Origin of the sequence: Methylocystis sp. B8 (assembly GCF_005771425.1) — a bacterium.
Taxonomy (GTDB): domain Bacteria; phylum Pseudomonadota; class Alphaproteobacteria; order Rhizobiales; family Beijerinckiaceae; genus Methylocystis.
On record NZ_VBTZ01000008.1, the window covers coordinates 56,989 to 70,133 of the forward strand.

The following is a 13,145-nucleotide window of genomic DNA, read 5'->3' on the forward strand; positions in this document are numbered from 1 at the left end:
GTTGAAGCGCGTTCGCCTCAGGCTCCTACGGACCGAGTGCTGCCCAGTCTCATCGACGCGGATGAAATCACAGTCCGATTAAGAGATGCCGATGATGAACACGTCATTGCAGTCGAAAGGTCAAGGAAGCGGCACCTTCTTCAAAAACTCCGAGCCAAAGACCGAACCGTAAGCCGAGAAGCGAGCTCGCGCCTCCGCTTGTGGAGCCGTTGGCGACGCGTATCGATTTAGAACAGCAAATTGCGCGGGCGGGCCGTCCGCAGCCCAGGTCAATTCAGAACCGATTGGTTCTCAAAACAGAACTGAAGCCTGGAGAGAGGTGGAAACGGCGTCTGCATAGGGCAGCGCGATAATACTCTGAGTCCATTTGTTTCGCTACGCTTGGGCGCTGCAGCGGAGCGTGCTAGTCTAGCGCCGAGCGGCTATAATTCACCACCATACCCCTACACGTCGCCGGGGACTTTAGATCAGATTCGTGAGCTGGGCAGCAGCTTGCAGAGTTGCCGGGTCGGCCAAAATGATGGGGCGTGAAGGATTCAGGCAAGGAACACCCTTGTGTGCTGGATTTCGTTGCCTTTTCCTTTTCGGCCCTACCTCTCGTTACCAGCTCTGCAGCGACGCTGCTGCAACGCCCAGAGATCCTTCCGAAGGTAAGTAAGGGGCCTTTTGCGGTGGCAGCAAGAAAAACCAACAGGGTTCAAGCCACCAGCCTCCCTGAGAAGTCAAGCCGAAAGACACGCGCAAGACCCCGGAGCCGCGCGCTAAAGACCCTTGACGCCGATCCCACGGCGCCACGCCTCGTCGTTGGCGTGGGCGCCTCGGCCGGTGGACTGGAGGCGTTCACTCAATTGCTCAAATATTTGCCGACGGATGCCGGCATGGCTTTCGTGCTGGTACAGCATCTCGATCCCCATCACGAAAGTGCGCTCACAAATCTTTTAGGGCGCGCGACCTCTATGCCAGTCACGGAAGTCACGAACGGTTTGCGTGTAGCTCCTGATTGCGTTTACGTCATTCCTCCCAACGCCAACATGGTGATCGCAGACGGGGTTTTGAACCTTCGGCCGCGCCGTGCAACAGTCGGCGCCCAACATTCGATTGATTTCTTTTTTAGGTCGCTGGCGCAGGATCTGCGGGAACGCGCGATCGGCATCATCTTATCCGGCACGGCAAGCGACGGCACTCTGGGGCTCGAGGCGATCAAAGCCGAAGGCGGGATTACCTTCGCGCAGGATGATTCAGCCCGATATGACTCCATGCCGCGCAGCGCGATAGCCGCCGGTTGCGTGGATTTCATTCTCAAGCCGGAGACTATAGGCAAGGAACTGGCGCGTATTGCCCATCATCCCTCTGTCACGGAACGACGCCTCGATCAGCCGGAAGCTGATGGGGCTTTCACCACTGAACATGAGGACGATGAAACGCCTCTCCCCTCGGGGGGGCATGGAGCGCGGGCCATGAGCGTCAAACCGCGGAGCGCCGAAAAGGGAGCCAAGCACGGCAAGGCGGATGAGAACGGTTTCAAGAAAATCCTTCTTCTGCTTCGCAACCATTGTGGCGTGGACTTCTCACTCTACAAATCAGCCACCATCAGGCGCCGCATTACGCGACGCTTGGTATTGAACAGGAAGCGCTCGCTCGCAGATTACGAAGCTTTCCTACGCGGAAACGCCAGGGAGCTCGACGCGTTATATTCTGACGCACTCATAAGCGTGACGACTTTTTTCCGCGATCCGGAAGCGTTTGAGATCCTTAAGCGTCAGGTCTTTCCAAAATTTCTTGAGAAGACCGTACGGGAACCATTCCGGGTTTGGGTGCTTGGGTGCTCGACGGGCCAGGAGGCCTATTCTATCGCCATGGCCTTCGTTGAAGAGGCGGAGAAATCGCCTCACGCGTATAAGCTGCAGATATTTGCTACCGATCTCAATGACGCGCTGCTCGAAAAGGCGCGCCAAGGTCTTTACGCCAAGACTCTTGCGCAGGACGTTTCACCCGAACGACTGCATCGGTTTTTTGTCGAGGAAGAAGGCGGTTACCGGGTCCGCAAGCCCTTGCGCGAAATGGTCGTCTTCGCGAGACAAAATCTTATCAGCGACCCGCCGTTTTCGCGCATGGACTTGGTAAGCTGCCGTAATTTGTTGATCTATCTTGAGCCAAGTTTGCAGCACAAGCTGCTTCCCACATTCCACTATGCGCTGAAACCTGAAGGCTTTCTGTTCCTTGGCGCGTCGGAATCGATAAGCGGCTTTACGGACTTGTTTGATCCGCTAGACAAGAAACACAAGATCTATTCCAGGAAGGGTTCGCCGAATTCGAGAGCCCATGTCGCGGCGAAGAAAGATCGCGACGACTACAGGTCACATCCTCCACGCTCGTGGATTGGCGCGCCTCGTTCGACTCGTGAAGCGCAGGAAGAGCCAGATGGCTTTCGCGCTGAACTCGGCTCTTTGCGGGAAGCCGATCGCGTCACGCTCAATCGATATGCGCCTCCTGGCGTGCTCGTGAACTCTGATCTTCAAATCATTCAATTCCGCGGGTCGACCGGCCCATATCTTGAGCCGCCGACCGGCAAGGCGAGCTTCGATGTGGTGAAAATGGCCCGCGACGGCTTGATGCTGCCGTTGCGCGCCGCGATCGTCAAGGCAAAGAAAGAGAACAGCGTCGCACGCAGGGATAACATACCGCTCGAAGGGAATGGCGAGAAGCGTGAAGTTAATGTCGAGGTTATCCCGCTCAGGAATTTGCGCGAGAGCCATTTCCTAATCTTGTTTGAGGAGGCAAAAAAGCAAACCGGCGATGCCGCTCCGAGGCCGCTCGCCGGAGCGAAGCGTTCTGTCAGCGCTAACAAGAAGGAAGAAACCAGACGCCTCGTCAATTTGGAACGGGAGCTCGCCGAGACGCGCGAATATCTTCAATCCATCCAAGAGCAGAACGAAGCCGCCAACGAAGAGCTGCAAGCGTCCAACGAAGAGACCCAGTCGGCCAATGAGGAGCTTCAGAGCGTCAATGAAGAACTTGAAACGTCCAAGGAGGAATTGGAGTCGGCGAATGAAGAGCTGACCACGATCAATGACGAAATGGCCAGCCGCAACGTCGAACTCAGCCGTCTTAACAACGACCTCGTCAACTTTCAAAGCGCGACCGATCTCGCCGTCGTGCTTGTGGCGCGGGATCTGAGAATTCGCCGTTTTAGCGCCAAGGCCCAAAGGTCCTTCAACCTCGTGACTGAGGATGTCGGACGTTCGCTCGACGGCGTGCGTCACAATCTCGACATCAATGATTTGGCGGCTATTGTCCGCGAGGTCATAGCCAGTGTGCGCGAGCAGGAGCGCGAGGTTTGTGACAACTCGGGCCGCTGGTTTTCACTTCGCGTCCGACCATACCTTACGCTCGACAGCAAGGTGGACGGGGCGGTGTTGGTGTTGGTGGACATCGACGCGCTCAAGCAAACGCAACGGAGCATCGATGAAGCGCGCGAGCTCGCCGAGTCCGTTATCGAAACCGTCCCCGATCCACTCGTGCTTCTACAGGGAAATCTGCGCATCCACTCGGCGAATGGCGCCTTCTATGGGACCTTCCGGCTTTCGCCCGCGGAAATGGCAGGTCGGTCGATCTTTGAGATCGATGACGGCGCATGGGCGAACCCCGATCTGCGCGAGCGTTTAGAAAATGTCATAACCCGCCAGAAGGCCTTCAACGACTTCGAGGTCGTCTACAAATCGAAACGATTGGGTTCGCGAGTGCTCTTGCTTAATGCGCGGGCCATTCGGCAAAACGCCGACAACCCTAAGCTTATTCTTTTGGGCATGCGTGACGTTACCGAGCTCATGCGCTTACAGACAGTGACGCAAGAACTCGCCTCCATCGTTAAGTTTTCGGCAGATGCGATTGTCGGCGAGGATCTGGACGGCGCCATCACCAGCTGGAATCAGGGCGCCGAAAGGCTTTTTGGCTTCACGGCGCAGGAAGCGCTCGGTCAATCGGCCACGCTGTTCATTCCCCCTGAGGGCGTCGACGAAGAGAGAAATCTCCTTCAGCGCGTCCGGCAGGGAGAGTCGATCGAAGACCGCGAGACCGTACGCCGCCGCAAGAACGGCGAACTCGTGGCTATTTCGCTGACCGCCTCTCCTATTAGGAATACTCAGGGCCAGGTTACTGGCGTCGCGACGGTCTGTCGCGACATCACTGAACGCCAACTGGCGGCGGAGGCGTTGCGTTCTAGCCATGAAGTGCTGCTTTCATACTCCGAGGAACTCGTCCGATTCAATCGTGTTGCGGTGGGGCGCGAAACGCGCATGATCGAATTGAAGAAGGAGGTCAATGAACTATGTCAGAGACAGGGCGAACCAGCCCGCTACCCCCTCGAATTTGGACAGGGCGGGGATGACCTCGAGGAATGATGGCGGCCCGATCAGACAGCCTGAGCAGCTAGCGGGCCGTTCGGCCTTCCAGGGCGTGGGGGCGCCGAGCGGCGACGCCGAACTTGCTCAGCGTGCGGCTGAACTTCGGCAAATCAACGCTGAAGTCCGAGAATCGCGCCGCGCCGCGCTGAATCTTATGGAGGACGCTGTCCAGTCTCGTAAGGCCGTCGAAGCCCTTAATACGGCGCTTGCGGAAAGCAGAGACAGCCTGGCTCGCGAATTGGCCGCTACGCAACAGCTTCAAACGGCAAGTGCATCTCTAGTCCAGGGCGGCGACACGGGCGCGCTCTATCAACAGATCGTCGATGCAGCAGCGGCCATATTGCGTTCGGACTACGCGAGTATGCAGACGGTCGACGAGAGCAAGGACGTGCTTCGCCTGCTGGCGTACCACGGATTCGACCCCGCGTTCGGCAAAATCTTCGAATTCGTAGGACGCGATGCGGAGACCGCTTGCGGCGCCGCTTGGCGCGACGGCCGTCGCGTGATTGTGCCGGATATTGAAGTCTCTGGTATCGACATCAGCGCCCGCGCGCTGGACGACCAGCGCCGGGTGGGCATTCGGGCGGTTCAGTCCACGCCGCTGTTTTCCCGCGCCGGGCGTCTGCTGGGGATTATTTCTACACATTGGCGCGCGCCGCATGCACCGACCGAAATCGATTTACGTCAGTTTGATATCCTCGCGCGCCAGGCGGCGGACCTCATCGATCGCGTCGAATCGGTTCAAAGGTTGCGTGCCGCGGAACATCGCCTGCGTCTCGCCGCGGACGCCGCGCATCTAACCTATATCGACGCGGATTTCTCGCGCCGCTGCATCCGATCAGGGGAAAATTTCGCTACGGTCATGGGATACGCCCTTCCAACGCCATCCCCAGGGCAAGAGGTCGACCTCTCTGTCGCTGCATCCATTCTACGCCGACATGTCGTTTCCAATGACCGGACGAAAACGAGGGCCGCGGTCATGGAACTATTGCGCGGCAAGCCGAGCGGAAAGATCGAGTGCCGAGTGCTAGGCGACGACGGGATGGAACGCTGGATCGAAAGCATATGGTCTATCGAGACTGCCCACGACGGCTCACCCGTGTCCGCCTTTGTGACCGGCCTCGACATAACCGAAAGAAAGCGCACGGAGGAGCAAATTCGATTACTTATGAGCGAAGTCAATCATCGATCAAAGAATCTGCTCAACGTTGTGCAGGCGATTGCGCGTCTGACAGCTCGCGGCGGCGATCCTGCAACGTTCGTTGAACGATTGTCGCAGCGGATCGACTCGTTGGCGGCAAGTCAGGATCTCTTGGTCAAGAACGACTGGCGCGGGATTGATATGAGGGAGCTCGCCAAGGCGCAGCTCGCGCATCTGGGTGATTCAATCGCCCAAAGCCGGGTCCAAATGGAGGGGCTGAGCGTCCGTCTAACGCCCGCGGCGGCTCAAGGCGTTGGCATGGCTCTACATGAACTCGCGACCAATGCCGTCAAATATGGGGCGCTATCTAACGCTCGAGGACTCGTGCGCATAACGTGGCGCATTGCTCGCTCGGACCAACCTACGTTCCTAGTTGAATGGAGAGAAAGAGGGGGACCGAAAACTGGTCCGCCGACTCACAAGGGTTTCGGACATACAGTCATTGAGCGGATGGCGTCATCTTCTGTCAGAGGGACGGTCGAGATGAAATATCCTCCAAGTGGACTTTGGTGGCGACTATCGGCTCCCGCCGAAAACGTGCTCGAGGGGGGAGTTCGTTCGAAGACAGCGGAGCTATCGATCCCCTGATATTCAAAGCTTTGATGCGTGCGCGCCGCAGGGTCTCAGTGTGCGCAAGGTGGTGAAGGGGTCGGAATGGATGGAGTTGCGTGGATAGGTGTTGCGAGATGGCCGACGATCTAAAAACTTCGATTACGGATAACCCGCTGGTTCGCGCCCTATCCAGATGGGAGAACGAGGGTGGTCGAACCGATGCAGATCAGGAAAAGCGGGCTGATCTGGCAAAGGATGAAGAAGCACTTATTTTGCAGTGCTTGGGAGCGGCGGTCATCAGCCGCTGGAACAAACTACCCACGGAGATTCAGCGGGAACTTTTCTCGGGCGCGGTTTCTATCGGCGCGCCGCTCCCCACAACGGACCTGAAAGAACAAATCGCCCGTTTTCTGCACAGCCACAAAGATTTGTGACTGCCGTGATCGTTCGCTTTCCTCCTACTTAAATATTCTCCGACTTCTTTTTTGTCCGGTCCTCTCCATATGAGGTGCTCAATCTGGGCGAGGTCCCGGATACTGTGGACACGCTAAAGCCGCAGCCGTTGCACTGATAGGAATGGAAATCATGGATACCCAAACGCTCCTCCTAATTGTTATCGTTGTTCTCCTGCTTGGCGGAGGTTGGTACGGCAGGGGACGGTGGTTTTAGACGGCTGGCAGTTATCGCTGGGGGATCATATTCGAGCCTAAAACGACGCGCTGGGTAAACTGACGTTTTTGGACGCCCGTCTGAAAGCTGCAGTCTAAACGGTCGACGTCTGACATTGATGCTGAAACCATTCGAGATCGTCACGAACTGGAACAAATATCGGATCAAACCGGCCTTCTAAAAAGAAGCGGATCATTTCTGCTGATGCGTCCGGACCATTTGAATCCGTGTGCGAAGCCGCCGCGCAACCGCCTGACCAGGCATGGCCAAGACCTTCCACTAACCAATGTTCAGCGTGGGGCGCACAGCTGCCGTCAAAAATGGACGTGCGAAAATATCTTCGCCCCCGCCCCTCGCCGACAAATCTTGCGCTAGAGGTCGAATCAATACTGCAGGCCTGAGCAAAAATTGTGTTCGAGTTGCATGGATGGACTTGGCAGTCATCCGTTCCGTGAAACACTATCGTGCGCACCGGTTCCGCAAAGACTGATCGGCAGAAGTGTTTCGTGATTACATCTCCTCGCATCGCCCTCAGCGCCGACTCCAGGTCCACCGCACAACCATAGGGGAGCCCGGAATGAATGCCTGCCGCGGCGTACAATTCGGGATATGTGGCGGTTAGAACGGCGGCCATCGCGCCCCCGGCAGACAATCCCGCGATGTAAACGTGGTCGTGATCGATTTCGAAGTCTTGAATCACTTGACGCGTAATGCCGGCGATAATCGATGGTTCGCCAGAGTCCCGACGCTGATGCCCCGGCTTATACCAGTTCCAGCACCGCATTCGATTGGCGTCCAGAGCCTGACAAGGATAGGCGACGACGAACCCGTGTCTCTCCGCGAGAAGGTTCATGTTAGTGCCGCCGGAGAAATCGTGGGAGGTTTGGCCGCAGCCGTGCAGCATCACTATCAGCGCTGCGTTGGCCCGGATATGGTTTGGAAGGTAAAGTGAGTATTCTCGTGCTCCGTGCTCGCCATGAAATGTTCGTGTTGGGTAGGCACCGTTTGCGGGGGTGGATATAGAAGAAAACGACCGCTGGGCATCCTGATTAGGAGTGGCCAGAGCCGAGATATTTTGCAGCGGCCTCTTCCGACAGTTCTCGTCAAATTCCGTCATTCCCATCCGACCCAGCGTTGCTTGGACAGCAGCGATTGCTCCCCAACGCTCAACTGCTCCGGCGAAGACTTGTTCCTTTGTGTGAGAGCCGATGGATCGCGTCTGATCAGGAAGCGACGCTCCTCGCTTCGATTGATGAGATCTACAGTGAATGTTCGCCAACTCCGATTTGTTGGAGCAGGCCCAGAAGGTACGCTCTGCGCCCTCAACTGGGAGAGGGAGACGCAGGCGCCGCCGATAGCGCTGCGCAACCTCTGAAGCTCTGCCGAGCGGGTTGGCATGTCCAGGATCGTTCCAACTTTGGCGAGCCAAGCGCTCAACGTTCTACTATTACCGAAAGACACCCTGATCTAACGCGCGCCGCTTGCGCCCCGCAGGGTCGGAACATTGACCAACGCTTTGAGTTTTAGCCGATCCCTCAATCACAATCTCTGGCTCGATGGCGATGACACAATCGCGGCTAATGCCCAACGACGATTGCGACGGCTTCGCTTGGGACAGAAGAGGCTTTCGATGAAGATTCGCGCCGGCTATGAAATCTCCTATGACTGCCCCGCAGTCGACGCCAATGATTCTGACGCTCAGCGTTCATCCGTCACGCTTCGCAGATGTGCTGAGCGGATCGCATGCGCCTCGATCCGCACGTCACCGCCAACACCTATTACGATAGTTTTGGCAACTTTTGCCATGTCATCCGCGCTCCTGTGGGCCGGCTAACAATGTCCTCTGACTTTCTTGTGCAAGACAACGGCAAGCCTGAGCCAATCGCCGCGGAGGCCGAGCAGCATGCGCTCGAAGACCTGCCGGTGGAGGTTCTGATTTATCTGCTCGGCAGCCGTTACTGCGAGACCGATCGCTTGTCCGATTTGGCATGGTCGCTGTTTGGCCATGTTTCGAAGGGTTGGCCGTTGGTGCAGGCGATCTGCGACTATGTCCATGATCGCATCCGGTTCGATTACCAGCATGCGAGCGCAACAAGAACAGCATATGACGCCAACACAGAACAACGTGGCGTGTGCCGAGACTTCGCCCATCTGGCAGTCGCGTTGTGCCGCTGTATGAATATTCCCGCGCGTTACTGCACCGGCTATCTCGGGGATATCGGTGTGCCGGCCGACGAAGCCGCGATGGATTTCAGCGCCTGGTTCGAAGTGTATCTCGGCGGCCGTTGGCACACATTGGACGCCCGCCACAACAAGCCGCGGATCGGGCGTATTCTGATCGCGCGGGGACGCGATGCTACCGACGTCGCGATGGTAACGTCCTTTGGCCCGTGCACGCTCGCGAGCTTCAGGGTAATTTCGAAAGAGATCACTGCGTCGACGCCTGCGATGCCGTGACGCGGAAAGTCTTTATGAACTTCAGCAGAACTTTATTTCCGCCTGAGCTAAAGAAACCGAGCCGCTTCCAAACCCGTTGTGCGTTCATCACATAAGAGGGCGATCACTCAAGGCTCGAAGGACCAGTATTCTCGAGCTGTTGCTCGCGTGAAGAGGTCAGCCAAGCGAGCGTGAGAAATCCGGCCGCGGCCGAGGTGAGCGAGGCGCTAAAAACGCCAATCTTAACCGAGTCGACAAAGTGGGGCTCGAAAGCCAGTTCAGCAATGAAGATTGCCATGGTGAAGCCGATGCCAGTCAAAAGGCTGCCAGAGGCCAGCAGACCCCATGAGAGCTGGGGAGGACGGGTCGCAAGGCGCAGCGTCACGGACAGAAAGCTGAAAAGCACAATCCCGATAGGCTTGCCTACGACAAAGGCGGCAAAAACCGTGATTGCAAGAGTTTGGTCGAAGCTGACCGACGCCAAGGACACACCCGCATTTGCCAGGGCGAAGAGCGGCAAGATCATGAATGCGACCCAGGGATGAAGGGCGAACTCAAGGCGCTCGATCGGTGACACGGCCTCGCGGGCGGCAACCCCAGCCTGACGGAGGTCGCGCCGCGCCGCACCGTCATCGCTCCAGTCTTCGCGCGGAGGATAGGCGATCACACGGTCGAGAATCGCGTGAAGGCGCCGATCGCTCACCCAGCTCCGTGCGGGCGTCATCAATCCGAGGACGATGCCAGTGAGTGTCGCGTGGATGCCCGACGCATCGAGCGCCAACCAGATGCCGGCACCTACCGCGAAATATATGAGAACGCTGCGTATGCCAAGACGCGCAATCCCAGCCACGACGGCGAGTCCGAATCCAGCGAAGCCGATCGCGATCCAGTTCAAGGCTCCCCCATAGCCGATTGCCACCACGAGTACGGCTCCGATATCGTCAAAAATTGCCACAGAAAGCAAAAAGAGCCGCAAGCTTTGCGAAATGCGAGAACCGAGCGCTGCAAGGCACCCCATAGCAAAAGCCGTGTCTGTGGAGATAACCGCACCCCACCCGCCCGCACCAGGCCCACCGCGGATCAGCAGCAGATAAAGGCCAACAGGCGCCACCATGCCGCCAACAGCCGCCGCGAGAGGAAACGCCGCCATTCGTGGGTCGCGCAGCTCTCCCAGGATCAGTTCACGTTTCAGCTCAAGTGCAAGGACGAAAAAAAAGAGCGTCATCAGCCCGTCGTTGATCCAACTCTTCAACGAACGAGAGAACTCGATGTCTCCCAGCCTGAACCCAGCGTTGATATTCCACATCGCCATAAATTGCATGGACCACGCCGCATTGGCGAGCGCCAAAGCAACAAGCGTGCTTAGCAACAGTACAGCCCCGGCCATAGACTCAATACGCAGGAACCGCATCAACGGCTGCGTAAACCAGTCTGCTGGCACCTCGGGAAGACGCGTGCGGCTATCGCCCATTCCGTGAGACTTTCAGTACCGCCTTAAATGGGCATCGCCCGGAGTTACGCCATCTTTGCGCTTCCCCAGAAGAAACGGAGCTCGCGTTTTCGTATCCGTCTCCCGCGCGCGCGGAACCCTTGGTTATCCTAGACGAAGCAAATTGCCTTATTGCGTTTGCCGCGTTGGGCGGCGTGCACCATCTCAGCTACGATTAGGGCGCGACCGCTGCCGCGGCCCGCCGGTTGACCCGTTCCGACAACGCGCCGGTCCCTGCTCAATCTTCCCGGGACGATATAATCGAGTCTAACCGAGCCATTGCCTTGAGAAGGTAATCGCCAAAGGGCAAACCCCCGACAAATTGCTCCGTACGCTTGGGTTCTTTACCCCAAATGATGAGAAATCCCGCTAGCGCCAACAAGCACGGCGAGCAAAAATGATGTGAGGCCGGCGGAAACCGCAATCCCCAGGGCAATTCCCATCTTAGTTCTATAATTCATTATACCCCTTCCGATCCTCGGGAAAGACTAGCACAGCAGCCGAGCTGCGGCGCAGAACGCGGCAGTGTTGTCCACGCCGTTGCCTCATCTCGGCAAGCTCAGCCAGGACGAAGACGCTGAGCACGAGCTTGGGGAGCCGGGCCATATCGGAATGGCGAAAGTCGAACAGCAAGAACATTACTTTAGCTTTGGAAGAGCCCACGAATGCGTGGCTCATTAACTGCCAAACCTTTGGCTGGGCGCGGTGGTTTGGCGCTCGCCGGAAAAATATGCATGGCGCTCACCATTCACGCCAAGATCGAGGAAGAGATTTTCTATCCAGCAATGCGTAAAAGCATAAATGACGAGGACCTGCTCGACGAAGCCGAAGTTGAGCACGCGAGCGCCAAACAGCTTATAGCCGAGATCGTATCAATGTCTCCCAAGGACCATTTTTTCGACGCAAAGGTCAAGGTGCTCGGCGAATATGATGCACCATGTTCAAGAAGAGCAAGAAATGTTCCCCGAGGCGCGCAAGAGCGAAGTCGACCTAAAGGCCCTAGCTGTCGAACTTTCCCGTCGCAGAGCCGAATTAAAAAAAGCTGTCTAATCTAATGCCCCAATAGCGGCAGTCAGCTAGCAAAGCGTTTTCCAAGCGACTCTAATGTTGCAATTGCCTTTCGGCAACGAAGCAAGGGCCGTCACGCGTGGCGGGGCTCTAGTGGGCTGGTTCGCTAATCAAGGTATGCCGACTTCGCCGAGCCCCGTCGCGGAAGTGTCAAAAACCTGCACTCGCAACCTAGGAAACGGACGCATATGGAGGCGATCCACGTTGCCAGGCCCGTGCAATTAGGCCGACGCCCTTCGACGGCCGAGAGCTCGAATGCGTATCCTGATCGTCGAAGACGAGTTTGCTATCGCCATGGACAACAAGCTCGTGCTGGAAGATGCCGTATGCAAGGTTGACGTCGTCGCGGCCACAGTGCCAAGAGCCCCGGAACTCATCTAGGGCAACGGCCGAGACGCCGTTGTTCTTGATGCGAACCTTAATGGACTTAGTGCAGAGCCCGTAGCAGTGCCGTTGCACAACGCCGCATTCTATTTGTTGTCCTGTCCGGTTACAGTTCGGACCAAATGAGAGGAGCGTTCGCAGAGGCCCCGTTCCTTTCCAAGCCGAGTGTGCCGGAAACTTTGGTGTCCGCTGTCCGCGCGCTGCATCGGTTACCGCCACCCGCTTACTTTCCATCCAAGGTAAGTCGGATTGCTTTTAGAAAGCGTACGACGCCCGGCAGGTCGCGCGGCCTTGCGGTCAGAAATCTCAATCTCATATACGTCGCTTACAACGCTGTACTTCGACCTTTGCTGGCGCTCGCTACCCCGCAGCAGTGTGGTCAGTTTTTCTCATTTCTCTGTAAATTTGCAGTCGTCGCAAAGATCTTCCGTTAATGAGATCTTGGATAGCTGTTTCAACATGGCGAGCGCGCCCCTATAACTGGAATTGGCGATAGCGACTAAGGCAAGAATGTCCGCGCCAAGAAATCATAGAGGTTATCCATGGCCGATATCCAGATGGCGAAAGTCGAACAGCACCCAAACGGAATATTGCTTTTCAACGTTCGCGTTCAGGCCAGCGAGGGCAGAATAGAATTTCCAATCGGGGTACACGACGAAGGAACGACGGCGGGGAATGAAGTGGCCGTCCTTCGATCTACGCTTCGCTTCGCCGAGGAATTGGCCGCGGCCGTCCGGTTACGCCTCAGATCATGAGTTTCGGATCGAAGAAACAACTTTCGACGATTGCTCCCGGCCCAGTGGTTTTGCAAACATTTTCACTGGGGAGCGTGCCGTTGCTGTCTGCTTTCGCACGTTGTGGTTATGGATTTTTTGGCAAAGCGTTTGAAAAAATATGAGGGTTTCGTCGACGGATTTGATCCCTCGTTGACGCTTTGGATTTT

At 56.9% G+C, this 13,145-nt stretch carries 7 protein-coding genes and 1 pseudogene; 6 read left to right on the forward strand and 2 right to left on the reverse strand.

What is annotated here, in order from left to right; translation table 11 throughout:
* Window positions 1-809: 809 nt before the first annotated feature.
* From FEV16_RS13140 to FEV16_RS13150, 3 genes are all read left to right on the forward strand, one after another.
* Window positions 810-4,400, forward strand: coding sequence for a chemotaxis protein CheB (locus FEV16_RS13140; RefSeq protein WP_210234888.1), 3,591 nt, complete (start codon window positions 810-812; stop codon window positions 4,398-4,400).
* Entirely contained in the window at window positions 4,384-6,192 is a 1,809-nt protein-coding gene (locus FEV16_RS13145) for an HWE histidine kinase domain-containing protein (protein WP_171015230.1), read from the forward strand. The genes FEV16_RS13140 and FEV16_RS13145 overlap by 17 nt, the downstream gene beginning before the upstream one ends.
* A 98-nt stretch (window positions 6,193-6,290) precedes the next feature.
* A complete protein-coding gene (locus tag FEV16_RS13150; protein WP_138168094.1) occupies window positions 6,291-6,590 on the forward strand; it encodes a hypothetical protein in 300 nt (99 codons plus the stop codon).
* Window positions 6,591-6,919: 329 nt separating this feature from the next.
* On the opposite strand, the gene FEV16_RS13155 is transcribed toward FEV16_RS13150, so the two are convergent.
* Window positions 6,920-7,942 carry a PHB depolymerase family esterase gene (locus FEV16_RS13155; RefSeq protein ID WP_171015231.1) on the reverse strand — a complete coding sequence of 341 codons (1,023 nt, stop codon included), beginning with the start codon at window positions 7,940-7,942 and terminating at the stop codon, window positions 6,920-6,922.
* A 513-nt stretch (window positions 7,943-8,455) separates the two neighbouring features.
* Here FEV16_RS13155 and FEV16_RS13160 point away from each other — a divergent pair.
* Window positions 8,456-9,282 (forward strand): annotated as a pseudogene (locus tag FEV16_RS13160) (transglutaminase family protein).
* A gap of 103 nt (window positions 9,283-9,385) precedes the next feature.
* On the opposite strand, the gene nhaA reads toward FEV16_RS13160, so the two are convergent.
* Window positions 9,386-10,732, reverse strand: a complete 1,347-nt coding sequence (nhaA, locus tag FEV16_RS13165) for a Na+/H+ antiporter NhaA (RefSeq protein WP_138168096.1) — start codon at window positions 10,730-10,732, stop codon at window positions 9,386-9,388.
* Between the two features lie 683 nt (window positions 10,733-11,415).
* Here nhaA and FEV16_RS13175 point away from each other — a divergent pair.
* Window positions 11,416-11,805, forward strand: a complete 390-nt coding sequence (locus tag FEV16_RS13175; protein WP_246657323.1) for a hemerythrin domain-containing protein — start codon at window positions 11,416-11,418, stop codon at window positions 11,803-11,805.
* A 268-nt stretch (window positions 11,806-12,073) separates the two neighbouring features.
* Window positions 12,074-12,199, forward strand: coding sequence for a hypothetical protein (locus tag FEV16_RS17470; protein ID WP_281404858.1), 126 nt, complete (start codon window positions 12,074-12,076; stop codon window positions 12,197-12,199).
* Window positions 12,200-13,145 lie beyond the last annotated feature (946 nt).

What these genes read in the sequence shown, in the direction of transcription:
- FEV16_RS13145 (WP_171015230.1), top strand. Translation starts at nt 4,384, where the DNA reads ATGACCTCGAGGAATGATGGCGGCCCGATCAGACAGCCTGAGCAGCTA.
- FEV16_RS13150 (WP_138168094.1), top strand. Translation starts at nt 6,291, where the DNA reads ATGGCCGACGATCTAAAAACTTCGATTACGGATAACCCGCTGGTTCGC.
- FEV16_RS13155 (WP_171015231.1), bottom strand. Translation starts at nt 7,942, where the DNA reads ATGACGGAATTTGACGAGAACTGTCGGAAGAGGCCGCTGCAAAATATC.
- nhaA (WP_138168096.1), bottom strand. Translation starts at nt 10,732, where the DNA reads ATGGGCGATAGCCGCACGCGTCTTCCCGAGGTGCCAGCAGACTGGTTT.
- FEV16_RS13175 (WP_246657323.1), top strand. Translation starts at nt 11,416, where the DNA reads ATGCGTGGCTCATTAACTGCCAAACCTTTGGCTGGGCGCGGTGGTTTG.
- FEV16_RS17470 (WP_281404858.1), top strand. Translation starts at nt 12,074, where the DNA reads ATGCGTATCCTGATCGTCGAAGACGAGTTTGCTATCGCCATGGACAAC.